21 protein-coding genes and 2 tRNA genes are annotated in these 26,503 nt (G+C 65.2%); 13 read left to right on the forward strand and 10 right to left on the reverse strand.

All coding sequences use genetic code 11. The features are described 5' to 3' along the window. The first annotated feature begins 21 nt into the window (after positions 1-21). Complete coding sequence (locus HQ354_RS01240; protein WP_068420501.1) at positions 22-1,332, forward strand: MFS transporter; 1,311 nt, start codon at positions 22-24, stop codon at positions 1,330-1,332. 93 nt (positions 1,333-1,425) lie between these two features. Here HQ354_RS01240 and HQ354_RS01245 read toward each other — a convergent pair. The 3 genes from HQ354_RS01245 to HQ354_RS01255 all read right to left on the reverse strand — a co-directional run bounded on the left by HQ354_RS01245 (position 1,426) and on the right by HQ354_RS01255 (position 2,480). Then, positions 1,426-1,497, reverse strand: a tRNA-Val gene (locus tag HQ354_RS01245). Between the two features lie 75 nt (positions 1,498-1,572). Continuing rightward, positions 1,573-2,031 carry a peroxiredoxin gene (locus HQ354_RS01250; protein ID WP_068420500.1) on the reverse strand — a complete coding sequence of 153 codons (459 nt, stop codon included), beginning with the start codon at positions 2,029-2,031 and terminating at the stop codon, positions 1,573-1,575. Positions 2,032-2,057: 26 nt separating this feature from the next. Further along, on the reverse strand, positions 2,058-2,480 hold the full coding sequence (locus HQ354_RS01255) for a DUF3052 domain-containing protein (RefSeq protein ID WP_068420499.1): 423 nt from the start codon (positions 2,478-2,480) through the stop codon (positions 2,058-2,060). A gap of 258 nt (positions 2,481-2,738) precedes the next feature. On the opposite strand from HQ354_RS01255, the gene aceE reads away from it, so the two are divergent. The 6 genes from aceE (at position 2,739) to HQ354_RS01285 (ending at position 11,313) form a co-directional block, all read left to right on the forward strand. After that, positions 2,739-5,570, forward strand: a complete 2,832-nt coding sequence (aceE, locus tag HQ354_RS01260) for a pyruvate dehydrogenase (acetyl-transferring), homodimeric type (RefSeq protein ID WP_068420497.1) — start codon at positions 2,739-2,741, stop codon at positions 5,568-5,570. Positions 5,571-5,645: 75 nt separating this feature from the next. Then, positions 5,646-7,010 carry a CdaR family transcriptional regulator gene (locus HQ354_RS01265; protein ID WP_068420496.1) on the forward strand — a complete coding sequence of 455 codons (1,365 nt, stop codon included), beginning with the start codon at positions 5,646-5,648 and terminating at the stop codon, positions 7,008-7,010. Positions 7,011-7,138: 128 nt separating this feature from the next. Continuing rightward, positions 7,139-8,047, forward strand: a complete 909-nt coding sequence (locus tag HQ354_RS01270; protein ID WP_068420493.1) for an ACP S-malonyltransferase — start codon at positions 7,139-7,141, stop codon at positions 8,045-8,047. Positions 8,048-8,199: 152 nt separating this feature from the next. Beyond that, complete coding sequence (gene acpM, locus HQ354_RS01275; protein WP_068420919.1) at positions 8,200-8,499, forward strand: meromycolate extension acyl carrier protein AcpM; 300 nt, start codon at positions 8,200-8,202, stop codon at positions 8,497-8,499. Positions 8,500-8,507: 8 nt separating this feature from the next. Beyond that, positions 8,508-9,758, forward strand: a complete 1,251-nt coding sequence (locus tag HQ354_RS01280; RefSeq protein ID WP_068420921.1) for a KasA/KasB family beta-ketoacyl-ACP synthase — start codon at positions 8,508-8,510, stop codon at positions 9,756-9,758. Between the two features lie 121 nt (positions 9,759-9,879). Then, on the forward strand, positions 9,880-11,313 hold the full coding sequence (locus tag HQ354_RS01285; RefSeq protein ID WP_068420917.1) for an acyl-CoA carboxylase subunit beta: 1,434 nt from the start codon (positions 9,880-9,882) through the stop codon (positions 11,311-11,313). Between the two features lie 76 nt (positions 11,314-11,389). Here the strand turns inward: HQ354_RS01285 and HQ354_RS01290 are convergent, their stop codons facing one another. From HQ354_RS01290 to HQ354_RS01305, 4 genes are all read right to left on the reverse strand, one after another. Further along, positions 11,390-11,815: a cold-shock protein gene (locus HQ354_RS01290; protein ID WP_222634023.1), complete on the reverse strand. Its 426-nt coding sequence runs from the start codon at positions 11,813-11,815 to the stop codon at positions 11,390-11,392. A gap of 71 nt (positions 11,816-11,886) precedes the next feature. Continuing rightward, complete coding sequence (locus HQ354_RS01295; protein WP_068420492.1) at positions 11,887-12,399, reverse strand: DUF3145 domain-containing protein; 513 nt, start codon at positions 12,397-12,399, stop codon at positions 11,887-11,889. A gap of 143 nt (positions 12,400-12,542) precedes the next feature. After that, on the reverse strand, positions 12,543-13,355 hold the full coding sequence (locus tag HQ354_RS01300; protein ID WP_167678248.1) for a serine hydrolase: 813 nt from the start codon (positions 13,353-13,355) through the stop codon (positions 12,543-12,545). A 139-nt stretch (positions 13,356-13,494) separates the two neighbouring features. Next, positions 13,495-14,622, reverse strand: coding sequence for an NDMA-dependent alcohol dehydrogenase (locus HQ354_RS01305; protein ID WP_222634024.1), 1,128 nt, complete (start codon positions 14,620-14,622; stop codon positions 13,495-13,497). 159 nt (positions 14,623-14,781) lie between these two features. On the opposite strand from HQ354_RS01305, the gene HQ354_RS01310 reads away from it, so the two are divergent. Both HQ354_RS01310 and HQ354_RS01315 read left to right on the forward strand, forming a co-directional pair. Then, positions 14,782-16,917: a molybdopterin-dependent oxidoreductase gene (locus tag HQ354_RS01310; protein ID WP_068420490.1), complete on the forward strand. Its 2,136-nt coding sequence runs from the start codon at positions 14,782-14,784 to the stop codon at positions 16,915-16,917. Positions 16,918-16,951: 34 nt separating this feature from the next. Further along, positions 16,952-17,025 (forward strand) — tRNA-Ile (locus tag HQ354_RS01315). Between the two features lie 22 nt (positions 17,026-17,047). Here the strand turns inward: HQ354_RS01315 and HQ354_RS01320 are convergent. Next, on the reverse strand, positions 17,048-17,536 hold the full coding sequence (locus HQ354_RS01320; RefSeq protein ID WP_068420488.1) for a universal stress protein: 489 nt from the start codon (positions 17,534-17,536) through the stop codon (positions 17,048-17,050). Positions 17,537-17,640: 104 nt separating this feature from the next. Between HQ354_RS01320 and HQ354_RS01325 the strand changes: the two genes are divergently transcribed. Next, a complete protein-coding gene (locus HQ354_RS01325) occupies positions 17,641-18,090 on the forward strand; it encodes a cupin domain-containing protein (protein ID WP_222634025.1) in 450 nt (149 codons plus the stop codon). A 102-nt stretch (positions 18,091-18,192) separates the two neighbouring features. Next, positions 18,193-18,903 (forward strand): GAF and ANTAR domain-containing protein, encoded by a 711-nt coding sequence (locus tag HQ354_RS01330; protein WP_222634026.1) that lies wholly within the window; start codon positions 18,193-18,195, stop codon positions 18,901-18,903. A gap of 6 nt (positions 18,904-18,909) precedes the next feature. On the opposite strand, the gene HQ354_RS01335 is transcribed toward HQ354_RS01330, so the two are convergent. Together HQ354_RS01335 and HQ354_RS01340 are read right to left on the reverse strand one after the other, a co-directional pair. After that, complete coding sequence (locus HQ354_RS01335) at positions 18,910-20,391, reverse strand: MFS transporter (protein WP_222634027.1); 1,482 nt, start codon at positions 20,389-20,391, stop codon at positions 18,910-18,912. After that, entirely contained in the window at positions 20,388-20,984 is a 597-nt protein-coding gene (locus tag HQ354_RS01340; RefSeq protein WP_308115259.1) for a PadR family transcriptional regulator, read from the reverse strand. Before HQ354_RS01340 ends, HQ354_RS01335 begins: the two co-directional genes overlap by 4 nt. A 232-nt stretch (positions 20,985-21,216) precedes the next feature. On the opposite strand from HQ354_RS01340, the gene HQ354_RS01345 reads away from it, so the two are divergent. Both HQ354_RS01345 and HQ354_RS01350 read left to right on the forward strand, forming a co-directional pair. Then, the gene (locus HQ354_RS01345; RefSeq protein WP_374107367.1) at positions 21,217-25,401 is read left to right on the forward strand and encodes a molybdopterin-dependent oxidoreductase; all 4,185 of its coding nucleotides are present in this window, start codon (positions 21,217-21,219) and stop codon (positions 25,399-25,401) included. Positions 25,402-25,550: 149 nt separating this feature from the next. Continuing rightward, on the forward strand, positions 25,551-26,462 hold the full coding sequence (locus HQ354_RS01350; RefSeq protein ID WP_167678998.1) for a TIGR03619 family F420-dependent LLM class oxidoreductase: 912 nt from the start codon (positions 25,551-25,553) through the stop codon (positions 26,460-26,462). Positions 26,463-26,503: the final 41 nt, after the last annotated feature.

Raw genomic sequence — 26,503 nt, forward strand, 5'->3', positions numbered from 1 at the left:
CACACAGAACCGGAGCCGTTCGTGGCAACCACACGCACCCTCGAGCAGACCCGACGCCGCGGTGTTCTCGCCGCCGCCGTCGGAACCATCGTCGAGTACTACGACCTGACCGTGTACGCCTACCTGGCGGTCGTGGTCAGCCCTCTGTTCTTCCCCGGCGACGATCCGACCGCGTCCCTGTTGGCCAGTCTCGCGGTGTTCGCGTCGGCGTATCTGATGCGACCGATCGGTGGCATCTTCTTCGGCAGGCTCGGAGATCGGCACGGCCGTAAGCGGGCACTGCTGTTCTCCGTCCTGCTGATGGGAGCGGGTAGTGCACTGATGGCGTTCCTGCCCACCTACGAGAACGCGGGAATTCTCGCACCCGTCCTGCTCGTCATTGCGCGTCTCGTGCAGGGCTTCTCGGCCGGCGGCGAACTCGGCGGTGCGCTGACCTACGTCTACGAGACGGTCGGCGAGAAGCGCAAGGGTCTCGGCGCGTCGTTCGTCGCGTTCGGCAGCAACAGCGGTTTCGCATTGGCCGCGATCGTGGTGGCGACGACGTCGGCGTTGACGTCCGATGCCCAGATGACGAGTTGGGGATGGCGCATCCCGTTCCTGCTCGGCGTCCCGCTCGTGCTGTTCTGCCTGTGGACCCGAACCCGCATCGAGGACTCCCCCGAATTCGAGAAGGTCGCCGCGAAGGATCAACTCGCGAAAGCGCCTCTCGGCGAACTGCTTCGCACACATCCGAAGCAGGTGCTGCAGGTGTTCGGTCTCGGCGTCGCACAGAACGCCACCGGCTACATGGTGCTCACCTACATCGGTATTCACCTCGTTCGCGAGGGTGGCTACAGCCAGACCGCGGTGACGTGGACGGCTGCGCTCGTCATCGTTCTGGTCGCGTTGTCGATGCCGGTCGCGGGACTGTTCGTCGACAGGTTCGGAAGCAAGAGGGTGTTGGTGGTCGGTCTCGTCGCGTCGGCTGTCATCGCCTACCCGGCGATGCTGATGATGGGCGAGCACGGATTGTTCGTCGCCGCCATCGCATTCGGCTTCTTCGCGTTCGGAACTCCGCTGATTCAGACGGCGACTGCCCCACTGTTCCCGTCGCTGTTCGATTCCCGCGTTCGCCTGACGGGTGTCGCCCTCGGGTTCAATCTCGCGACGATCGCGACGGGCGGCACGGCCGCGTACATCGCGACGTGGCTGATCGACCGCACGGGAAGCTCGGTCTCCCCCGCGTTCTTCGTCGTCGGGTCTTGCATCGTCGGCCTGATCACGCTTGCGACCGTTCGCCAGACGACGTACCTGGGTTCGCGCGCGGAGCGAAAGACACCGGCGGCGGTCTGACGCAACGGACTGCACAGAATCGGCCCGGTTCGACGGAATTCCGTCGAACCGGGCCGATTGTGTGCACTGAGTTGCGCCGAATGAGAAGAAGGGTGGGCGCAGAGGGGTTCGAACCCCCGACCGCTGGTGTGTAAAACCAGAGCTCTACCGCTGAGCTATACGCCCGAGTACCGGCGACCGAAGCCGCCGGAACGCATGGAAAAACTTAGCGCGTCCTGTCGCGATCTACAATTCCGCAGGTCAGACGCTGGCGAGCGCGTCGTCCCATACGGACTGATCGCGCGCTTCGCCGGGCTGCTTCATCTCGGAGAACCGGATGATGCCGTCCTTGTCGATGACGAAGGTGCCGCGATTGGCGAACCCGGCCTTGTCGTTGAACACGCCGTACGCCTGGGCTACTTCTCCGTGCGGCCAGAAATCGGACAGCAGAGGGAACGTGTACCCCTGCTCGGCCGCCCAGATCTTGTGCGTCGGTGGAGGTCCCACCGAAATGGCGAGAACGGCGGTGTCGTCGTTCTCGTACTTCGGCAGTTCGTCGCGCACCTTGCACAGTTCGCCCTGGCAGGTACCGGTGAACGCAAGCGGGTAGAACACCAGGAGCACGTTCTTGACGCCGCGATACGACGCCAGAGAAACTTCCTGGTTGTTCTGATCTTTCAGAGTGAAGTCAGGCGCCTGCGCGCCCACCTCGAGTGGCATCAGATCTGTTTCCTGTTCCGACGTGTCTAGCGCTTGCCTGCGCGCGACTTGGGCTGCACCAGGCGGCTTCCGATCCAATCGCCCAGGTTGGCCGCGGAGGTCTGAGTCAGACCCGCGGTCGGTGCCGACTCGGCGATCTCACTGGGTTCGACGTGTCCCGGCAGGCCGGTCTTGGGGCTGAGGACCCACACGAAACCGTCGTCCGACAGCGGACCGATCGCGTCCATGAGGGCGTCGACCAGGTCTCCGTCTCCATCGCGCCACCACAGCAGCACGACGTCGATCACCTCGTCCGAATCTTCGTCGAGGGTTTCACCACCGATGGCTTCCTCGACGTCGGCACGCAGATCGTCGTCTGTGTCCTCGTCCCAGCCCAGTTCCTGAACGACCAAGTCGCGGGTGATTCCAAGCTTCTGAGCGTAGTTCTGAGCGTCCGCCGCGGCGACCACGGTGGTGACCTCCTTGCATTGTGGGTGAAGTAGTGCAAGCGAACAGTGTTTTCGCCGCGTGCGCAAGCGGACCGCGCCGAAATTGCGTACATAAATTTCTACTCGCGGGTAGGGGGACTCCGTACCACCGCGGTGGAAGATGTGTAGGAGGATTGAGGTGGATCACCGGAAATGATGAACGTGTCTCGCCGTCACAGAGCGCGAGATACAGGGAACGGTCGCCGCACCGAGCGTCCGCCACACTGAGGAGTACACACGTTGTCCGAGTTGAACAAGGACGAACGGCAGACCACACATGCTGCCGGCAAGACCAGCGGGCCCACCGGCTCGGACGGCAGGGTTCGCGTCATCCGCGAGGGTGTCGCGTCGTACCTGCCCGATATCGACAGTTCGGAAACCGACGAGTGGATCGAGTCGTTCGACGGATTGCTCGAACGCTCCGGACCCGCCCGAGCCCGGTACCTGATGCTCCGGTTGCTCGAACGCGCCGGCGAGCGCCGCGTCGCGCTCCCGTCCTTGACGTCGACGGACTACGTCAACACCATCCCCACCGAGAACGAGCCGTGGTTCCCCGGTGACGAAGAAGTCGAGCGTCGCTACCGCGCCTGGATCCGCTGGAATGCCGCGATCATGGTGCACCGCGCCCAGCGTCCCGGCGTCGGCGTCGGCGGCCACATCTCCACCTACGCGTCGTCCGCCGCTCTCTACGAGGTCGGCTTCAACCACTTCTTCCGCGGCAAGGATCACCCGGGCGGCGGCGACCAGATCTTCATCCAGGGCCACGCCTCCCCCGGTATCTACGCGCGTGCGTTCCTCGAGGGCCGCATCCCCGCCGAGCGCATGGACGGGTTCCGGCAGGAGTACAGCCACAGCGATCAGGGAGGCGGTCTGCCGTCGTACCCGCACCCGCGCCTCATGCAGGACTTCTGGGAGTTCCCGACGGTGTCGATGGGCCTCGGCCCGATGAACGCCATCTATCAGGCTCGCTTCAACCACTACCTGCACGATCGCGGCATCAAGGACACCTCCGACCAGCACGTGTGGGCGTTCCTGGGCGACGGCGAGATGGACGAGCCGGAGTCGCGCGGCCTCGCGCACGTCGCGGCCACCGAAGGTCTCGACAACCTGACCTTCGTCGTCAACTGCAACCTGCAGCGCCTCGACGGCCCGGTCCGCGGAAACGGCAAGATCATCCAGGAGCTGGAGTCGTTCTTCCGCGGCGCCGGATGGAACGTCATCAAGGTCATCTGGGGACGCGAGTGGGACTCGCTGCTGCACGCCGACAAGGACGGCGCGCTGGTCAACCTCATGAACGTCACCCCCGACGGTGACTACCAGACCTACAAGGCCAACGACGGCGGCTACGTTCGCGACCACTTCTTCGGCCGCGACCCGCGGACGAAGGAGCTCGTCAAGGACCTGTCCGACGACGACATCTGGAACCTCAAGCGCGGTGGCCACGACTACCGCAAGGTCCACGCCGCCTACGCGGCCGCGATGGCCCACAAGGGACAGCCGACGGTCATCCTGGCCCACACCATCAAGGGCTACACGCTCGGCAAGAGCTTCGAGGGCCGCAACGCGACCCACCAGATGAAGAAGCTGACGCTGGACGACCTGAAGAAGTTCCGCGACCTGCAGCACATCCCGATCTCCGACGAGGAGCTCGAGAAGGATCCGTACCTGCCTCCGTACTACCACCCGGGCCCCGACGCGCCGGAGATCCAGTACATGCTCGAGCGGCGCAAGAACCTCGGCGGCTTCGTCCCCGAGCGTCGCACAAGCCCGAAGCCGCTGCCGCAGCCGAAGGACGACACCTACAAGACGTTGCTCAAGGGCTCCGGCAAGCAGGAAGTTGCCACCACCATGGCGCTCGTGCGTGTCATGAAGGAGCTGTTGCGCGACAAGGAGATCGGCCACCGCATCGTGCCGATCATCCCGGACGAGGCGCGCACGTTCGGGATGGACTCGTGGTTCCCGTCGCTGAAGATCTACAACCGCAACGGCCAGCTCTACACGTCCGTGGACTCCGAGCTCATGCTCGCCTACAAGGAGAACGCCACCGGCCAGATCCTGCACGAGGGCATCAACGAGGCCGGGTCGACGTCGTCGTTCACCGCCGTCGGTACGTCGTACGCGACGCACGGCGAGCCGATGATCCCGCTGTACATCTTCTACTCGATGTTCGGGTTCCAGCGCACCGGCGACGGCCTGTGGGCCGCGGCCGATCAGATGGCCCGCGGTTTCGTCCTCGGCGCGACGGCCGGCCGCACGACGCTCACCGGTGAGGGTCTGCAGCACGCCGACGGCCATTCGCTGCTTCTCGCCGCGACCAACCCGGCGGCAGTGGCCTACGACCCGGCGTTCTCGTACGAGATCGCGCACATCGTCAAGGACGGTCTGCGACGGATGTACGGCGGCACCGAAGGTACCGAGGGATTCGGTGGAGAGAACATCTTCTACTACATCACTCTCTACAACGAGCCGTACCAGCAGCCGGCTCAGCCCGAGGACCTCGACGTCGATGCTCTGCTGAAGGGCATCTACTTGTTCGAGAAGCCGCAGCAGGGCGACGGACCCGAGGCACAGATCCTGGCATCGGGTGTCGGCCTGGTCTCTGCACGCAAGGCCCGCCAACTCCTCGAGGACGAGTGGGGTGTGCGTTCCGGCGTCTGGTCGGTCACCTCGTGGAGCGAACTGCGTCGCGACGGCGTCGAGGCCGAGCAGGAAGCACTGCGCAACCCGGGTGCCGAGAAGCGGGTTCCGTTCGTCACGCAGGCTCTGTCCGCTGCGGCAGGACCCGTCGTCGCCGCGTCGGACTGGATGCGCGCCGTGCCGGACCAGATCCGTCAGTGGGTCCCGGGCGACTACGTCACCCTCGGCACCGACGGATTCGGATTCTCCGACACCCGTCCCGCAGCCCGTCGTGTGTTCAACGTCGACGCCGAATCCATCGTCGTGGCCGTGCTGACCGCGCTCGGTGAGTCCGGTGAGATCGACAAGTCGAAGGCGGTCGACGCTGCGGCCAAGTACCGCATCGACGACGTCCACGCTGCAGAGACGTCGTACGCCGACACCGGTTCCGCGTAGCCGCAACCGATATCCGACGCTCGCTCGCCCGTGTCCGTGTCACCGGACACCGGCGGGCGGGCGTAGGTTTTTCACATGGTCGACAGCAAGAAGCCCGCCGGAGCGCACGAACACACCAACGCCGGCGGCTACCCCGTCGAGTCCGACGGGATCGTCACCGAGAACGAGGTACACCTGCCGGTCAAGGCCTTGGCTCCGTCACGGCACAAGCGGGATCCCCTGCCCGACGCCCTCCTTCGGCGCGTCAAGCAGTTCTCGGGGCGTCTGTCCACCGAAGCAGTCACGACGATGCAGGACCAGCTCCCGTTCTTCGGGGGTCTCGACGCGGCCCAGCGGGCCAGCGTTCAGCTTCTGATCCAGACTGCCGTCGACAATTTTCTGGAGTGGCTGAAGAATCCGCAGAGCGACATCCGCTTCAGCCTCGACGCGTTCCAGGTGATCCCGCAGGATCTCGCGCGTCGACTCACTCTGCGCCAGACGGTCGACATGGTTCGCGTCGCGATGGAGTTCTTCGAGCAGTGGCTCCCCGCGCTGGCGAGAAACGATCAGCAGCTGGTGGCGCTCACCGAGGCGGTACTGCGATACGGGCGAGAACTGGGTTTCGCGGCCGCGTCCGTCTACGCGAGCGCCGCCGAATCACGCGGTGCATGGGACACCCGGCTCGAAGCTCTCGTCGTCGACGCGGTCGTCCGCGGGGACACCGGTTCGGACATGCTTTCGCGTGCCGCGACGCTGAACTGGGACGCGACGGCGCCTGCGACGGTCCTGGTCGGTACGCCGCCGGAGAACCAGGGTGTGTCCGTCGTCGGCACCGTGCACACCGTCGCACAGAAACATCATCGGGCCGCGTTGGCCGTCGTCCAGGGCACGCGGCTCGTCATGGTCGTCAGTGGCGAGCTGATCGACAGCCCGACGAGCAGCGCCTTTCTCGAGGACATGCTCGAGAACTTCTCCGACGGACCTGTCGTCATCGGCCCGACGACGCGGACGCTCGGTGCCGCGCATTCGAGCGCCGTCGAGGCGTTCGCGGGAATGCAGGCCGTCGCGGGATGGCGCGGGGCGCCGCGCCCGGTGCATGCCGGAGAGTTGCTACCCGAACGCGCGCTCCTCGGCGACGGGGCCGCGATCGCCGCGTTGAACGAGCAGGTGGTGCATCCGCTCGCCGCCGCGGGATCGGGTCTGGCGGACACTCTCGACGCCTACCTCGACTGTGGAGGTGCAGTCGAGACTTGTGCACGGCAGCTGTTTGTTCATCCAAATACTGTCCGGTATCGCCTGAAACGTATAGCGGAAGTCACAGGCCGAGATCCCACACAATCGCGTGATGCGTATGTATTACGTGTCGCCGCAACGGTCGGTCGTCTAGCCCAAATGCATCACGAACCGCAGTATCCCGCCCCACAGATCACACACGTAACATTCGGCGAAGTGGTGACGTAACGCCGAGGCAGGGTGTGGCGATGTCGCCGGACCACGTGCCGATTTGTTGGGTCCCTACAAATTGGATGCCGAAGGTTTGACGAGGGCGACATCGGCCAACGGGGCCGCCACAGTGTTCTCTAGACGATGTGATTGCGTTGCTTGCGCCCGGTCAGGGCTCTCAGACACCCGGCATGCTCCTGCCATGGCTCGAACTCCCCGGAGCTGCGGACCGGATTGCTCTCTGGTCCAAAGCGTCGGGACTCGATCTGGCTCGGCTCGGGACGACGGCAACCGCCGAGGAGATTACCGACACCTCGGTCACCCAGCCGCTCGTCGTCGCTGCTGCGCTCCTCGCGTTCGAAGAAGCCGACGGCCGCGGAATCGTTCCCGCGGACGCCATCGTTGCAGGTCACTCAGTCGGCGAGCTCGCTGCCGCCGCGGTGGCAGGCGTCATCACCTCCGACGAAGCCGTCGCTCTCGCTGCCGTCCGCGGCGCGGAGATGGCGAAGGCATGCGCCCTCGAGCCGACCGGAATGTCGGCGGTCCTCGGTGGTGACGAAGCAGCCGTGCTCGCTCGACTGGGCGAACTCGGCCTCGAACCCGCCAACATCAATGCTGCAGGTCAAATCGTTGCAGCAGGGTTGCACACCGCCCTCGAAGAACTCGCTGCGAACCCGCCGGAGAAGGCTCGCGTGCGTTCGCTTCCGGTTGCAGGCGCATTCCACACTCGTTTCATGGCGCCGGCGCAGGACGCCGTCGCTGCCGCCGCGTCGGCGATCACTCCGTCCGAGCCCACACGGACGCTGCTGTCGAATTCCGACGGCAAGCCCGTGACGTCCGGCGCCGACGCGCTCGCCAAGCTGGCCGCCCAGGTCACCAAGCCGGTCAGGTGGGATCTCTGCACGGCGACGCTGAAGGAGAACACCGTCTCTGCGGTCGCCGAGCTTCCCCCGGCAGGCACGCTCGTCGGCATCGCGAAGCGCGAGATGCGCGGAACGCCGAACCTCGGTCTGAAGACCCCCGAGGACATCGCCGCTCTGGCCGAACTGGCCTGATCGACACAGACCTCCCGTGGCGCGAACGCCGCGGGTACGGAAGAGGGCGTCATCTCGCGAGAGATGTGCGCCGTCAACGAGAACTTCGGTGCGGCGATTCCCGTCGCACCGACATCGAAAAGATCGATACCGACAAGAAGGGAGCCACAACAGTGGCCAGCCAGGAAGACCTCATCGCCGGACTTGCAGAGATCATCGAGGAGGTCACGGGTATCGAGCCCTCCGAGGTGACCATCGAGAAGTCGTTCGTCGACGACCTCGACATCGACTCGCTGTCCATGGTCGAGATCGCAGTCCAGACCGAGGACAAGTACGGCGTCAAGATCCCCGACGAGGATCTCGCCAGCCTGCGTACCGTCGGCGACGCCGTTGCGTACATCCAGAAGCTCGAGGCGGAGAACCCGGAAGCCGCTGAGGCGATCAAGGCCAAGCTCGACGACTCGGGCGAGTGAGTCGAACCGTGACCAACCCATCCACCAACAACGGGCGCTTCCCGAATGTCGTCGTCACCAGCCTCGCTGCGACCACGTCCATCGCGGGCGATGTCGATGCCACGTGGAAGGGTCTGCTGAACGGCGAGAGCGGGATCACTGCGCTCGAAGACGACTTCGTGAAGGAGTTCGACCTTCCCGTTCGCATCGGCGGCCACCTCGCGGTGAACCCGTCGACCCTCCTCAGCCGGGTCGAGGCTCGGCGACTGAGCTACGTGGAGCAGCTGTCCACGGTGCTCGGTCGTGAGGTGTGGAAGAACGCGGGCAGCCCCGAGGTCGATCCACTTCGTCTCGGAGTGTCGATCGGAACCGGCCTCGGTGGCGGTGACTCGCTCATCGACGCCAACGACAAGATGAAGGCCGGTGGCTACCGTAAGGTGTCGCCTCTCGCAGTTCAGATGGTCATGCCCAACGGACCGGCAGCGGTCGTGGGACTGGAACTGAAAGCACAAGCCGGCGTCATCACGCCGGTGTCGGCGTGCTCCTCGGGCTCCGAGGGCATCGCTCACGCATGGCGAATGATCGTCATGGGTGACGCCGACATGGTCGTCACCGGTGGCGTCGAGGGATACATCGACGCCGTGCCGATCGCGAGCTTCTCGATGATGCGCGCGATGAGCACCAGGAACGACGACCCCAAGGGCGCGTCGCGGCCGTTCGACAAGGACCGTGACGGATTCGTGTTCGGCGAGGCAGGTGCGCTCATGGTCATCGAGACCGAGGAGCACGCCAAGGCGCGCGGAGCGACGATTCACGCTCGCCTGCTCGGTGCCGGAATCACCTCCGACGGGTTCCATCTCGTGGCTCCCGATCCGGAAGGCACGGGCGCTGCTCGTGCGATGACGAAGGCCATCGAGAACGCAGGCCTGCAGAAGTCCGACATCAAGCACGTGAACGCGCACGCCACGGCCACACCGATCGGTGACACGGCCGAGGCGCTCGCGATCAACAAGGCCGTCGGAAATCACGCAGCGGTGTACGCACCGAAGTCCGCACTCGGACACTCGATCGGTGCCGTCGGCGCCCTCGAATCGGTGCTGACGGTGATGGCAGTGCGCGAGGGAATCATCCCTCCCACACTGAATTTGGAGAATCAGGATCCCGAAATCGATCTCGACGTCGTCAAGGGTGAAGCCCGCAGGACGCAGATCGACTACGCGATCAACAACTCGTTCGGATTCGGTGGGCACAACGTCGCGCTCGCCTTCGGTCGAGCTTGATTCGGTAGGGCTTCACTGCTCGACCGAGCTTGCTCAGCAGGTACTCGAACCCGGGTGGGACCTTCGTTCGAAGGTCCCACCCGGGCACCGCCCCCCTCGGGGCATGCAGAAGGAGAACGTGATGACCATTCTGTCCCCCGTCACCAGGTCCGGCAGTTCCACCGATCCCCGTGATCCCGTCGCTCGCCTCGAGAAGCTCTTCGACGCCGGGACGATGGTCCCTCTCCACGACCGTGACAAGTCCGGTCTTCTCGCCGCTTCCGGCGACATCGACGGTGTGCACACCGTCGCCTACTGCTCCGACGCCACCGTCATGGGTGGCGCAATGGGTGTCGACGGGTGTGCCCACATCGTCGACGCCATCGACACCGCGATCGACCGCGGCGCACCGATCGTCGGAATCTGGCATTCCGGTGGTGCCCGCCTCGCCGAGGGCGTCGAAGCGCTCCACGCCGTCGGACTCGTGTTCGAGGCCATGGTCCGCGCATCCGGCCTCGTCCCCCAGATTTCCGTCGTCCTCGGTTTCGCAGCCGGTGGCGCCGCGTACGGTCCCGCGCTGACCGACGTCGTCATCATGGCTCCCGAGGGACGCGTGTTCGTCACCGGTCCCGACGTCGTCCGCAGCGTCACCGGCGAGCAGGTCGACATGGCGTCGCTCGGCGGACCGGAGACCCACTACAAGAAGTCGGGCGTCTGCCACATCGTCGCCGACGACGAGCTCGACGCGCTCACCCGCGCTCGGCGCCTCGTCTCGATGTTCAGTGAGCAGGGCACGTTCGACATCGCCGCCGCCGAGCACGGGGACACCGACCTGCGCGCTCTGCTGCCGGAGTCGAACCGACGCGCCTACGACGTCCACCCGATCATCGACGAGTTGCTGGACAACGTCGAAGGCGAATCGACGTTCGAAGAATTCCAGGGCGGCTGGGCACGCAGCATCGTCACCGGTCTGGGTCGACTGTCCGGCCGCACCGTCGGCGTCATCGCGAACAACCCGATTCGTCTCGGCGGCTGCCTCAACTCCGAAAGTGCCGAGAAGTCGGCACGTTTCGTCCGGCTGTGCGACGCGTTCGGCATTCCGCTCGTGGTCGTCGTCGACGTTCCCGGCTACCTACCCGGTGTCAGCATGGAGTGGGAAGGCGTCGTGCGACGCGGAGCCAAGCTTCTACATGCGTTCGCCGAAGCGAAGGTTCCGCGTGTGACGCTGGTGACCCGCAAGATCTACGGCGGCGCCTACATCGCGATGAACGCACGCGCACTCGGCGCGACCGCTGTCTACGCGTGGCCCGGTTCCGAGGTCGCCGTCATGGGCGCCAAGGCCGCGGTCGGCATTCTGCACAAGAAGGCGCTGGCCGCCGCGCCCGAGTCCGAGCGCGAAGCCCTGCACGACCGCTTGACCGTCGAGCACGAGACCATCGCGGGAGGCGTCGACCGTGCCGTCTCCATCGGAGTCGTCGACGAGGTCATCGATCCGGCACGCACCCGTTCGATCATCGCGAAAGCGCTCGCGGCCGCTCCCGCTCTGCGCGGCGACCACAAGAACATCCCGCTGTAAGGACGTTCGAGTCAGGACTGTGCCCCGGTGATCACACCGGGGCACAGTCGTCCGTAGCGGTCGAGCACCGGCTGCGTCAGCCCTCGACCCAGTTGTGAGACCGTGCAATGCGGGTGACGACCTCGCGCACATCGAGAACCTGTTCGGCAGTGAGCCCGGGGTGCGAGTGCAGCAGAGCCTCGGTCAATTCGGCGGTGAAGGCAGGGATGGACAGGACGTCGCACTCGACGTCGTCGTAGCTGGTCTCGGCCGGCGGGACCACCGCGGGAACGGCCGCGCGGGTAACCGGTTTCGGTGATTCGATGACGCGGACCTGACCCGCCTTGGGCCCACGGTCGCCGTCCTCAGCGACGTATTCGACGCGCACACCGGGTGCCAGCAGTCGTTTGTCGAACGTCAGATCGTTGACGTGGATGAAGACGTCCTCACCCCCGGCGTCGGGCGCGACGAAGCCGTACCCCTTGTGTTCGTCGAAACGAATGATCTTGCCCGTCGAGAACATCGACACCACCCACATCGCCGGCTGTTGTGCACCACTTCTCGTGCCGCGGTGCGGATATTACAGGGGCGAGGTCAGCCCGCGGTGCGGCTCAACCACGTGACCTCGGAACCGCCACCGCCGGTGCGGTAGGGCTCGAGCGCGTCGTCCCACGCACTCCCCAGGGCGTGCTCGATCTCGGCAGCGAGGTTGCCGGAGTTGCCCTCGATCATCGACTTCAGGCGCATCTCCCCCAGGATGACGTCGCCGTTGGCGCTGGTCGAACCGCGCCAGAGCCCCAGTCCCGGCACGTGTGCGAAGCGTTCTCCGTCGACGCCCTCGCTCGCGTCCTCGGTCACCTCGAACCGCAGCATCTGCCACGCCCTGAGCACGCCGGCGAGCGCGGCGCCGGTGCCGACAGGACCGACCCAGTTGGTGGTGGCGCGCAGCTGACCGTCCGACGCAGGCTGAGCCGACCAACCGAGGTTCGCGCGGGAGTTCAGTGCATCGGACAGCGCCCATTCCACGTGCGGGCACAGCGCGGCAGGCGACGAGTGGATGTAGACCACACCCGACGTCGCGTCCGCGAATTGATTCAACGCGCGCATTCCACAACACCTCCAGCTTCGACGAGGGACGTCTTCCCCAACGACCTCGACACGGGCTGCAGATGCTCGGTGAGAACACGTGCGTGCACTAGTGTGCCCGGAGTTACCCCTGTTGCGCTAGTGCATTCGTGAATTCATGCGTGTCACCTGCGGTTGTTGTGCAGAATTTCGTCCGACAGCTCGGGCCACAGCGGCTTCGCCCACTCTCCGAACGCCAGATCGGTGAGCACCACGGTGGCAAGATTCGCGTCAGGGTCCACCCACAGGAATGTCCCCGACTGGCCGAAGTGACCGAAGGTCCGCGGAGAATTGTTCGCACCGGTCCAATGAGGGCTCTTGGAGTCGCGCAACTCGAAGCCGAGACCCCAGTCGTTGGGCTTCTGCATCCCGTAGCCCGGCAGAATGCCGGACAGCCCGTCGAACTGCACCGTGCGCGCTCGCCCGAGCATGTCGGGAGAGACGAGCTGCGGAGCGAGAAGTTCGGCCGCGAACGCCGACAGGTCACGGACCGTCGACTGCGCGCCATGCCCAGCCGAGCCTGTCAGCGTCGAATTTGTCATCCCGAGCGGTTGGAACACCGCCTCGTCGAGATAGGTCTCGAACGGGATACCGGACTCCGCCGCGATCTTGTCGGCGAGCACCTCGAAGCCTGCACTCGAATAGATGCGTTTGGCCCCCGGTGCGGCCTGCACCTTCTGCTCGCCGAACGCGAGACCCGACGTGTGCGCCAGCAGATGCCGAACCGTCGACCCCTCAGGACCTGCAGGTTGATCGAGTTCGACGGCCTCTTCCTCGATCGCGACGAGCGCCGCGTACGCAACCAGAAGCTTCGTCACCGACGCGAGTTCGAAGACGCGCTCGACGTCGCCGTACTCGTCGGTGACACCCGCAACCGAGACCACCCGGGCTGCAGCATTGTCGACGGGCCAACCGGCAATCAAATCCAGACTGTGCACGGCGACAACCCTATCGGGGGTCGTTCCTGCAGGCTCCACTCCCGGCCTTAATGGGGGTCGTTCCCTGTCACGGCATCGATGTCACACGAAAGCCGTCTATCGGATGCCACGGGCCATCGATGCGGCCCAGAGGGCCTGCCTACCGATCCGCGTCGGTGTATTCGATGACCCCGCGGATGTTCTTGCCGTCGAGCATGTCCTGGTAGCCAGTGTTGATGGTGTCGAGGGTGTATGTGTTGGTGATCATCCCGTCGAGGTCGAGTTGTCCGCTCTTGTACATCGACAGCAGCCGCGGAATGTCGTGTCGCGGATTTCCGCCGCCGAAAATGGCGCCCTGAAGGTCCTTCTGCAGCATCGTGAACAGGAACAAGTTCAGCTTGACGTCCATGTCCTCCATCCGACCCATTCCGGTGACGACGCACCGGCCCGCCTTGGCCGTGAGAAGCAGCGCGGCTTCGATGTCCTCACCCTTGATCTCGCCGACGGTGATGATCGTCTTCTCCGCCATCCGACCCTCTGTCAGTTCCATCAGCGGCATCAATGCCTCTGCGGCGCTGGGGAATACGTGGGTGGCACCGAACTTGAGGGCTTGATCCCGTTTGAACGGAACAGGATCCACGGCAACGACCTTCGACGCACCCGATCGCACGGCACCCTGCAACGCACTGATGCCCACTCCCCCGACGCCGATGACGACGACGGTGTCACCCGGTGCGACCTTCGCGACGTTGACGGCCGAGCCCCACCCCGTCGGCACGCCACAACCGACGAGTGAGGCGACGTCGAACGGTATGTCGTCGTCGATCTTGATCGCCGACGTCTCGTGCACCGTCATGTACGGAGAGAACGTTCCGAGCAGACACATCGCGATGACGTTCCGGCCCCGCGCCTGGATGCGAAATGTGCCGTCGCTGATGGCCATTCCGCTGAGCAAGCCCATGCCGAGGTCGCACAGATTCTGATGCCCGTTCGCGCACGCCGGACAGTGACCGCACGACGGAATGAACGACAGGACGACGTGATCGCCCTCCTGCAGAGTCTTCACCTCCGGCCCCACCTTGGTCACGACGCCCGCCCCCTCGTGCCCACCCATGACAGGGAACGACGGCATCGGCGTCGCACCGGTGACGATGTGGTGGTCCGAATGACACATACCGGCCGCTTCCATCCGGATCTGGACCTCGCCCGCCACCGGGTCACCGATCTCGATCTCCTCGACGGACCACGGCTCGTTCAAACCCCACAGCACAGCGCCCTTGGTTTTCATGACCCACTCGCCTTTCGCCCGCCGAATCGACCCGCCCGCCGGGCCGGTTTCACGTCCGACGATAACGCAGACACCGCCAGAATTGGAACACGTTCTAGGTTCGTTCTCGTTCGCCCGAACGCGGCAGCGCTAGGCTCTCGGCAGACGAAGGGGTGGTCGATGACTAAGAAGTACGGATCCTGCAACCTGTGCGAAGCCGTCTGCGGACTCGAGTTCACGGTCGAGGACAACACCGTCACGTCGATTCGCGGCGACAAGGACGATCCACTGTCGCGCGGACACATATGCCCGAAGGCCCTGTCGCTGATCGACCTGCACGAGGACCCAGATCGGTTGATCAAACCGGTGCGACGCGTCGGCGACGGCTGGGAGGAAATCGACTGGGACGTCGCTTACGACCTCGTCGTCGACGGCCTCGTGTCGACGCGTGAGCGGTACGGGCCGAGCGCCGTCGGCATCTACCAGGGAAATCCGAGCGTGCACAGTCTGGGATCGATGACGCACGGCATTCCGTTCACGTCGATGCTGCGCACCAGGAACCGGTACTCGGCGACGTCTCTCGATCAGCTGCCACACCAGCTGGTGAACCACCTGCTCTACGGCCACCAACTTGCCCTGCCGATCCCCGACATCGACCGCACCGACTTCTTCCTCGTCCTCGGCGGCAATCCGATGGCGTCGAACGGCTCAATGATGACCGTGCCGGACTTCGCCAATCGCGTCCGAGCATTGAAGGCACGGGGCGGAACGCTCGTCGTCGTCGATCCGCGCCGGACCGAAACCGCCGACGTCGCCGACGAACACCACTTCGTCCGCCCTGGAACCGACGCCCTGCTGCTGATGGCGTTGATCCATGTCGTCGTCGAGTCCGGCAGGACGCGCGTCGCCGAGTACGTCGACGGCGTCGACCAGGTCGCTCGGATCGCCGCCGACTTCACACCGGAAGCGGTTGCTCCCGCCGTCGGGATGTCACCGGAGGACATCGTCTCGCTCGCAACACGTTTCGCATCCGCGGAAGCCGCCGTCGCGTACGGAAGAATGGGCGTCTCGACACAACGCTTCGGCACCGTCTGCCAGTGGGCCATCCAGGTGCTCAACATCCTGACCGGAAATCTGGATCGGATCGGCGGCGCATTGATGACCGACCCTGCGATCGACCTGGTCGGCAGATCGATCGTCGGCCGAGGCCATTTCGACAAGTGGCGCAGTCGAGTTCGCGATCTCCCCGAATTCGCGGGCGAATTCCCCGCCTCGACGTTGGTCGACGAAATGACGACCCCCGGCGGCGGGCAGATTCGTGCCATGGCCGTCCTGTCGGGCAACCCGGTGCTGTCGGTGCCCGGCGGCCGTAAGCTCGACGACGCGTTCGCCCATCTCGATTTCATGGTCTCGTTCGACTTCTACATCAACGAGACCTCACGACACGCGAATGTCATCCTGCCGCCGACGATGTCGCTCGAACGAGATCATTACGACCTGATATTCCAGGCGTTCGGCGTGCGCAACACCGCCAAATTCTCCCCTGCCGTCGTGACGAAGAAGCCCGGCGCGAAGGCCGAGTGGGAAATCTACCGTGACCTCGCAGTGCGGTATCAGTCCGCGCTGTCGCGCTCTCGTACGGACCGCGTGCGCCGACGCCTGACCCCGAAGTCACTGAAAACCGAAGCACGCTTGCGACTTTCACCGCGCCGTACCGTCGACCTGCTGCTGCGAACGGCACGCAGAGGCTTGTCGGTGTCCACACTGACGGCGTCGCCCCACGGGATCGATCTCGGACCGCTCGAACCTGGCCTGCCCGCGAAACTGCACACCCGGAACAGACGGATTCACTTGATACACGACGTCGTCGTCGCCGAGCTCCCGGCACTGCACGACGTCCTGCACCACGCACCCGTCACCACGGGTGAGGAACTGCTGATGATCGGTCGACGACATCTGCGCAGCAACAACTCGTGGATGCACAACGCACCCCGCTTGACGAAGGGTCGGCCGAGACACCACCTGTGGGCACATCCCGACGATCTCGCCGCTCGCGGAATCGACGACGGTTCCGTCGTGTCGGTGACTTCGGCAGCCGGGACGGTTCGCATCGAAGTGCACGCCAGCGACCGGATGATGCCGGGCGTGGTCAGCATGCCGCACGGTTTCGGCCACCAGCGCGACGGCGTCGCGTTGTCCGTGGCGACGACCGTGGTCGGCGCGAGCGCCAACGACGTCACCGACTCCCAGCAGGTCGACGCGGTGTCCGCGAACGCGATCCTCAACGGCGTCCCAGTGACGATCTCGCGGACGTGATCCAGTAGCATTCTGACCGCTCGCTGTGCGAGATGGGGCGGTAGCTCAGTCGGTTAGAGCCGTGGACTCATAATCCATTGGTCGCGGGTTCGAGCCCCGCCCGCCCCACATTTTCCTCGCCCGACGTCGGTCAGGGAACCACCGTCACCGGCCAGCGTCCGGCTTTGACCAGGCGCACCGCGACGGACCCGAACATTCTGTGCCCCGCTCGCTCGGATGCGCCGACGACGATGGCGTCGGCGCGCAGTTCGTCCGCGACGGCGACGAGCCCGTTGAACGGATCTCCCTGTGCCGTACGGAATTCCCAACGGATCGAGTCGACGTGCTTGGCTTCCTTCTCGATGTAGGCCAGCAGCTCGGCTGCGATCTGCTCTCCGGTCTCGACGAGCGAGATCCCAGCCTGACCCCACGCCGCGGTCGCGATCGGTTGCACGTAGACGAGCACGAGCAGCGAACCCTGGCGTCTGGCGAGCCCGGCCGCGTAGGCAGCAGCCCGCCAGGCCGAGTCGGAGCCGTCGATGCCGGCGAGAATGACCTTCGGCCCGTCGACGCCGTACTCGAACACGTGCTTGTCGAAACCCTGTGCATCGAAGCCCTGTGCTTCCGGAGTCTCTCCCACGACTGCAGGGTACTGATCGAGGACCGGTGATCGCCGTTACCCACCCGGACGAGTGGACACGGCCCTACTCTGAATGGGCTGAACCCCGGATGAGAGTGGGACCCATGCCGAAGTACTTCCGCCCGGTCGTCGTCGTCTCCTGCCTGGCAGTGGCAGCTTTCTCCCCCGCCGTCGCGGGCGCCACGCCGCCGTCGGGCGTCACCGCCGACACTCTCGCCCACGTCTCGTTCCCGCTCCTGCCCGGCAGCGCAGAGATCGCAGGCACCGACGTCACGGTCAGGAAGATCACCATCGCTCCCGGCGGCACCACCGGGTGGCATTTCCACGACGGCCCGGTCTACGCATACGTCGACACCGGGGTCCTGACGCGCACCCTGCACGACTGTTCGCGCGTGACCACACCAGCCGGACAGACCATCGCCGAGGAGGTGGGCGGCGATCACGTGCACGAGGGCATCAATCTGGGCGACGTGCCGGTCGTGCTGTACGCCGCGTACATCGAACCGCCGGGTAAGCCGTTCGCGGAGGATGCACCTGCGCCGGCATGTGCCTGACCAGGCCAGGATTTCAGCCGTCCGGCTACCGTTGGGTATCGTTGCCGCGAGGTACGACCCCGCGACGCGCGTGGTCGACCTGGAGTGTTCAGGGAGGACACGATGTCGAACGAGAGTTCCCCTGCGGATCCTCGTACGGTGTTCAGCGCTTTGGCCGACATCGTCTATCGCGGGACGAACGCCGACGAAATCTATACGGCTATCTGCGTTGCGGCCACGCTCCTCGTTCCCGGATGCGACCACGCAAGCCTGATGCTCGTTCGACGCGGTACGCCGGTGACGGTCGCCGCGTCCGACCACATCGCACGCACAATCGACGACATCGAGCGCGCGACCGGCGAGGGCCCGTGCCTCGACGCACTCTCCAGCGAGACCGCTCAGATCGAACCGGACTTCCTGGCGCCGTCTGCCTGGCCGGCGTTGGGCCGCGGCGTCGTCACTCGCACACCGGTTCGCGGCGCGATGGGCTTCCGGTTGATGCTGGACAACAAGAAGGTCGGTGCGCTGAATCTGTTCTCCGACACACCGAATCGGTTCGACAGCACCGTGGCCGACGACGCCATCGTCCTGACGGCGTTCGCGGCCGTCACCGTCTCCGCCATCATGAACGGCGAAGAAGCGGACACCCTGCGTGTGGGTCTCGAGAGCAACCGCGAAATCGGCAAGGCGATCGGTCTGCTGATGGCAACGCACAACGTGACCGACGACCAGGCGTTCGAGATGCTACGTAAGACGTCGCAGGACATGAACGTCAAGATCGCGGCGCTCGCCCAATCCGTGGTGGCGGCTCACACGCGCGATCTCGACGCCTGACAGCTTCTATCCGCGTGCAGGAGCCCGTCGCGAATCGACACGCTTGGGCAGCGCGAAGACCAGGAGCAGTGCCAGCACTCCGAACGCCGCGCTGACGCCCATCGCCACCGCCGCGGCGTGCATGAAGCCGCTGGCGACGGTGTCGGGTCCGGTGATGTGCAACGACCCGAACAGAACGCTGCCGATCACCGCGATACCCGCGGCACTGCCGACCCGCTGCATCGTCTGGATGACGCCGCTTCCCGCGCCCGCATCCTGCGGATCGACCGTCGCGACGATGAACTGCGCGTTGGGCGCGATGAAGGCCCCGTTGCCCAGTCCGCCGATCAGCAACGGCGGCAACAGCATCCACCCGCTCAGATCCGCGGCGTTCACGGTGGCGAGCAGGATCCACAGCCAGATCAAGGCGACCGCGACGAACGACGTCCCGAGCAGCAGCACCCCGCGCCCGAGACGCTGCGTGAGCTTGTTGCTCTGCGACGACGCGATGATGCTGCCGATCGCGAACGGGACCGTCACGATGCCCGATGCCAGGGCGGAGTTGCCGAGCCCGGTCTGCCACAGCAGCGACAGCGTGAAGAAGATGCTGGTGAATGCGGCGAAGTAGACGAGTGCCAGGATCGTGCCACCGGTGAAGGCGGGGTGCGTGAACAGCTTCGGCGGAACCAACGGGTTCAGACCACGCTTGGTGTAGGACACTTCCCACGCGCCGAACACCGCGATGAGCACTACGCCCCCGACGAGCGAGACGTACGTCCAGGTCGGCCACCCCTGATCCTGTCCCTCGATCAGCGGGACGAGCAGTGCGACGAGACCTGCGGTGATGAGCGCCAGACCGACCCAGTCGATGCCGGACTGCCGCGGCTGACCCGAGTCCACACGCTGCGGAAGCAGAAGGGCCGCAGCGATCAGCGCGACGACTCCGATCGGAAGGTTGACGAAGAACACGCCGCGCCAGCCGTCGGCCTCGCCGAACGCCTCGATGATGAGACCACCCACGATGGGGCCGAGTGCGGTGGATACACCGATGACCGCGCCCATGATCGCGAACGCCTTGCCGCGCACCGGCCCCGGGAACAGGAGCTGGATGAACGCGGTGACCGCGGGCACGAAGATGCCGCCTGCGAGTCCCTGGACGACGCGGGCGAGCACCAACTGGATGTCGTTCTGCGCGAGACCACACGCGAGGCTTGCAAGGGTGAACAGTGCGAGCCCGGTGAAGAACACCCACTTGTGGCCGATTCGGTCACCGACCTTGCCCGCCGGAATGAGCGCCAATCCGAATGCGAGTGCGTAGCCGGAGATGATCCACGACAACGTCGCTTCCGACGCGTCGAGGCTGGTTTCGATCGTCGGCAGGGCAACGTTGACGATCGTCGTGTCGAGCAGCGCCATGAACATTCCGAGCAGCAGGACTATGAGCGCCTGCCATGCCCGGCGTGGGACTTCCACCGAAGGCGCCGAAGCGCGAGAGTTGGTTTCGGTCATGTCGTACAGCCGTCCTTGGTGTTCGGTAGGGGTGGAATTTCTCGGGTTCGTTCGTCGGCGACGATGTCGGGAAGCGCCGCGACGAGGTTCTCGTGCCAGTCGATCTCGGCACGTAAGCGTGCCTCGCGGTGGGCAAGGGCGAATTTCTCCGCGACGGACAGATAAGGCTGCGCTCCTGCGTTCGCGGTTTCGGCGTCGACCAGATGTTGCTTCAGCAGCGCCACCCGCGCGGCGATCACGTCGGGTAGAACGTCGAGACGAGCGGGATCCAGCCTGGTCAGCCCCAGATCGAATGGATCGGGACGAAGCGCGAAGTGACTCAGGGCATCGCTGCGCAACTGCTCGAGTGCGGAGCGCCCGGTGTCGGTGATTCCGTAGACGACGCGGGCTGGGAAGTTTCCCGCCTGCTCGGTTCGGATATCCGCGATGAGCCCTTCGGCGTGCAGTCGCTTGAGCGCGCCGTAGAGGCCACCCACGGAAATGTCGGTCCAGAGGTGTACGTGCTCTTCCTCGGCGAGCAACCTCAGCTGGTGCCCATGCATCTCGCCACGCTGCGCGAGCGAGCCGAGTATGAACAGCCGGATGGAAGACACGCGACTACTCTCGCACGAGTACTCTCACCACGTCAAACGGCTGCACGCCTCTGACCTGCCTTTTGTCCGATTCATCCCATCCTTGGGGGCGAGTTCTGCCGTGCGTCCACAACAAGGATTCGGCCGGAGGCGCAAATATCACCGGCGCCGGCCACCGACGGTGAGGACAACGTCACGCGCGGCTAACGGTCGTGTCATGGATGCGAATCGTCGGATTTGCATCGTGGAGGGCGTGACGGAGACAGGCGTGGCAACCGGAGTGGTCGAGCCCGGCGTGGACACGGTGAAGACAGTGTGCGCGTATTGCGGCGTGGGATGCGGAATCACCCTGCAGATCGGTCGACCCTCCGATTCCGAGCTCCGCGTGATCGACAAGTCGGTCGGCGATACGTCACATCCCGCGAATTTCGGACGCCTGTGCACCAAGGGCTCGACCACCGCGGACATGCTGGCAGCCCCGGGACGCCTCACCACAGCGCGCGTGCGACTCGACCGCGGCGACGACCCCGTCGACGCCGACGTCGTCGACACCATCAAGAAGACGGCACAGAAGCTGCGTGCGCTGATCGACGACCACGGACCCGACTCGTTCGCGATGTATGTATCCGGACAGATGTCCATCGAGGCTCAGTATCTGACGAACAAGCTGACCAAAGGCTTCATCGGCACCAACCAGATCGAGTCCAATTCGCGGCTCTGCATGGCCAGTGCAGGGACCGGCTACAAACGGTCGCTGGGGTCCGACGGGCCGCCCGGGTCGTACGAGGATTTCGACCACGCGGACGTCTTCTTCGTCTCCGGTGCGAACATGGCCGACTGCCATCCCATCCTGTTCCTGCGCATGATGGATCGCGTCAAGCAAGGCGCCAAACTGATCGTCGTCGACCCGCGTCGCAACGCGACCGCCGACAAAGCTCACCTGCATCTGCCGATCGCGCCTGGCACCGACCTCGACCTGCTCAACGGTCTGCTGCATCTCCTCGTCGCCGGAGGACACACCGATCCGGAATTCATCGCGGAGTTCACCGACGGCTGGGACGGCATGGAGGACTTCCTCGCCGACTACACGCCGGCTGCGGTCAGTGCCAGGACAGGAATCGCCGAAGACGATCTGCGGACCGCCGCACGATGGATCGGCGAGGCCGGCAACTGGATGAGCTGCTGGACGATGGGCCTGAACCAGTCCACCCACGGCACGTGGAACACGAACGCACTGATCAACCTGCATCTTGCGACCGGCGCGATCTGCCGGACGGGCAGCGGACCGTTCTCGCTCACCGGCCAGCCGAATGCCATGGGTGGCCGCGAGATGGGCTACATGGGCCCCGGACTTCCCGGCCAGCGCAGCGTCCTCGTCGACGACGACCGCGCCTTCACCGAGGAACAGTGGAACCTCCCGCCGGGCACGCTGCGCACCGACGTCGGTGGCGGCACCGTCGACATGTTCGCCAAGATGGCCGACGGCGACATCAAGGCATGCTGGATCATCTGCACCAATCCCGTTGCGTCCGTGGCGAATCGCAAAACCGTCATCGCCGGCCTCGAACGTGCGGAACTCGTCGTGACGCAGGATGCATTCGACGACACCGAAACCGGCGGATACGCCGACGTGGTTCTGCCTGCAGCGTTGTGGACCGAGTCCGACGGCGTGATGATCAACTCCGAACGGAACATGACGCTCTTCCGCAAGGCAACGGATGCGCCGGGACAGGCGATGCCCGACTGGAAGATCATCGCGATGATGGCGTCGGAACTCGGATACGCCGAAGCGTTCGACTACGCGAGCGCCGAGGACGTGTTCGAAGAAATCAAACGCTTCTCGAATCCCAAGACCGGGTACGACATTCGGGGCGTGACCTACGAACGTCTCGCGCGGACGCCGCTGCAGTGGCCGTGCCCGCCCGACGACGACCGCGACCGCCACCCCATCCGCTATCTGAACGATGGCGTCAGCCAGACGCTGCGGACCCTCGAGGACGGCAGCGTGCCCCGCTTATCCTTCCCGACGCCGACCGGGCGCGCGCAGTTCTTCGCGCGTCCGTCGATGACACCCGCCGAGATGCCCGACGACGACTACCCGTTCCTGCTGAACACCGGTCGGCTGCAACATCAGTGGCACACGATGACGAAGACGGGCAAGGTCGCGAAGCTCACCAAGCTGAACCCCGAGCCGTTCGTCGAAATTCATCCACTCGACGCGGAAAGGATCAAGTGCGTGACTGGCGACCGCATCGAGGTCGCGTCGCGTCGTGGCCGGGCCGTGTTGCCTGCGCGCGTCAGTGACCGGGTCCGCCCGGGCGACTGTTTCGCACCGTTCCATTGGAACGACTCGTTCGGCGAGTACCTGGCGATCAACGCCGTCACCAACGACGCCGTCGACCCGTACTCGCAGCAGCCGGAGTTCAAGGTGTGCGCGGTGACACTGACGAAAGTAGCTGGGCACCAGGCACACGACGCAGCATCCACCCAGAATGCAGTGTCCACCGAGAACACAGTGTCCGCCGAGAACACAGGGGGAACGATGTCTCCGATCGATGCCCTCGCACAGCTTGTCGGCGACCATTCGGGGCCGGACCTGCCCTTGCCCCTGATCGAACAACGGTATGTCGCAGGGTTGTTGGCGGGCTTACGCTCCGACGGGTCGGCGGCCGGAGTCCCGACGTTGCCGACGGCCTCTCCCCTGTCGCCGGAGACGCACGCGTGGTTGAGCGGGCTGCTGGCCGGCGTCTACTCTCGGGCCGACGTCTCCTCCCCCGGCTCGGCTGTAGCCGAGACCGGCGTGATCTCCGAGACCGCTCCGGTTCTGGTGCTGTGGGCGTCACAGACCGGGAATGCCGAAGAGTTCGCGTCGTCCTGCGTAGCCGCACTCGATTCCGCCGGATTCATCGTGAAAAGCCATGTCATGGACGATTTTTCAGCGTCCGACCTGACACGATACCGTGACGTTCTGCTCGTCAGCAGCACCACCGGCGACGGCGACGCACCGGACAACGGCGCTGCGTTCCTGGACGGGCTGACCGGCGACGACGCGCCCGACCTGTCGGGAATTCGGTTCGCCGTCCTCGGGTTCGGCGACTCGAACTACGACGACTTCTGCGGCAACGCCCGGCGACTCGAAAGCCGGTTCGTCGACCTCGGAGCGGAGCGCCTGGTCGGCCGGGTCGATTGCGAGCCGGACTACGACGAGGCGGCCTCGGTCTGGCTCGACCGCGTCCTGGCGAAGCTGGGCTCGTCCGACAGTCGGGCCGTCGCCGATTCTGCCGTGCCCGTCGCGCCCAACGCACCGAAACTCGTTGCGACCTATGGAAAGAAGTCACCACTGCCGACCGCACTGGTCCGCAACACACGGATCAGCGCCCCCGGATCCGCGAAAGATGTGCGCCAGTTCGGATTTCACCTTCCCGAGGGCACGGTGAGCTACGAGGCAGGTGATGCGCTCGGAGTGTGGCCCCGCAACAGCGACGCCCTGGTGGACGAGTGGCTGGATCTGACGAAATTGGACGGTGAGACCGTCGTCGACCTGGCCGGACACGACTCGATGCCGCTGCGGACCGCGCTGCGTCACCGCCTCGAAATCGCGAAAGCTACTCCCGCCCTGCTGAAGTTCGTGCATTCTCGAACCAGAGACGCCGACCTGGAACGGTTGTTGTTGCCCGAGAACAAGAGTGCGCTGTCCGATTGGACCTGGGGTCGCCAGTCGGTGGATGTACTCACCCACCTGCCCGTCCGAGCAGGTATCGACGAGTGGTTGGAGGTGCTGAGTCCGCTTCAGCCGCGGCTGTATTCGATCTCGTCGAGCCCGAAGGTCGATCCCGACGAGGTGCAGCTGACGGTGTCGACGGTCCGCTACAACGTGCATGGCGTGCCGCGGCGCGGAGTCTGCTCGACGTACCTCGCCGACCACGCCGAGGACGAGGACGTGGGCATCTTTGTACAGAAGTCGACACACTTCAAACCACCGGAGGACCCGACGGCACCGATGATCATGATCGGCCCCGGCACGGGCGTCGCGCCGTTCCGTGCTTTTCTCCACGAGCGTCGCGCTCTCGGACACACCGGCCCGAACTGGTTGTTCTTCGGTGAGCAGCACGCCGCGACCGATTTCTACTACCGCGACGAACTGACGGCCATGGTCGACGACGGCTTTCTCACCCGCCTCGATCTGGCGTTCTCCCGCGATCAGAGCTCCAAGATCTACGTGCAGGACCGCATGGCCGAGCACGGCGCCGAGTTGTGGCGCTGGATGCAGCAGGGCGCGAACTTCTACGTGTGCGGCGACGCGTCGAGAATGGCCAAGGACGTCGACGGCGCGTTGAAAGGCATCGTCGCGCAGCACGGGAAATTGGCCCCGGCCAGTGCGGATGCCTACGTGAAGGCCCTGGCGGCGGAGAAACGATACGTGCGCGACGTCTACTGAGTCGGGTACGAAACCTGTCGACGGGCGCTGGGGTCGTAGGATCCACGCGAGGTGTGAGCCACCCGGCAATTAAGCCGACTCCAACCGGACGGCAAGCATCGGCGAGCACTCTTTCTCGTGACACCTCGTACACGAGAGAGAGGTCCACGATGGACATCGGAATCTGCCTACCCCAGCTCGGATCGCAGAGCGGCGGTACCCGCGTCGCCGAGTTCGCCTACACCGCAGAGAAACTCGGCTACCGATCGCTGTGGGTCGGCGACCGCGTCCTGACGCCGTTGCAACCGACGGACCTCTATCCGCTCGGCGGCACCCCGGAACATCCGTATCCGCCGGAGTTCACTGCGGCGCTCGATCCGTTGCTCACGTTGACGGCCGCCGCGGTTGCGACGAGCGCCGTCCGACTGGGTACCAGCACCGTGAACGCGACGTGGCACAACCCTCTCCTGCTGGCACGTGCGGTGACGAGCCTGGATCTGATCTCGAACGGTCGCCTGGTCCTCGGACTCGGCCTGGGGTGGATGCGCGACGAGTACCACGCCGTCGGTGTTCCGTGGACCGGCAAGTCCGAGCGGTTCGACGAGACACTCGACGTGCTGCATACGTTGTGGACCGAGAATCCCGTCGAACATCACGGTCCGTTGTTCGACATTCCGACGTCCGCCGTCGATCTTCGGCCCGCACAGGCGGGTGGCCCACCGGTTCTGCTGGCTGGATTCTCGGAGGCGTCGATGCGACGGATCGGTCGGCGCGCGCAGGGATGGGTGAATTCGTCGGACATGCCCGCGGAATACGCCGCCTATCTGTGGTCGATCGCGCGTTCGGCTGCCGTCGACGCAGGACGTGACCCCGATGCGCTGCGTCGCGAGACCCGAGTCAACATCGCTGAAGGTCGAAGCATCGACAGCCTCGTCGCGGTCGTCGAGTCGTTGGCAGCGGACGGCGTCGACGGCGCGTTCGTCGACCTGCACTATTCGACCCGCTCCGTCGACGAAGCAACCGACCTCGCCGCGCGTATCGCGGAGCGTCTCGGACTCGCGAGTGCGGCCGTGCCTGCGTGACGCTGCACCGGCCCGGGGCAACACATCACCCGTGGACCTCG

This window comes from Rhodococcus sp. BP-261 (assembly GCF_019835205.1).
Classification (GTDB): Bacteria; Actinomycetota; Actinomycetes; order Mycobacteriales; family Mycobacteriaceae; genus Rhodococcoides; species Rhodococcoides kyotonensis_B.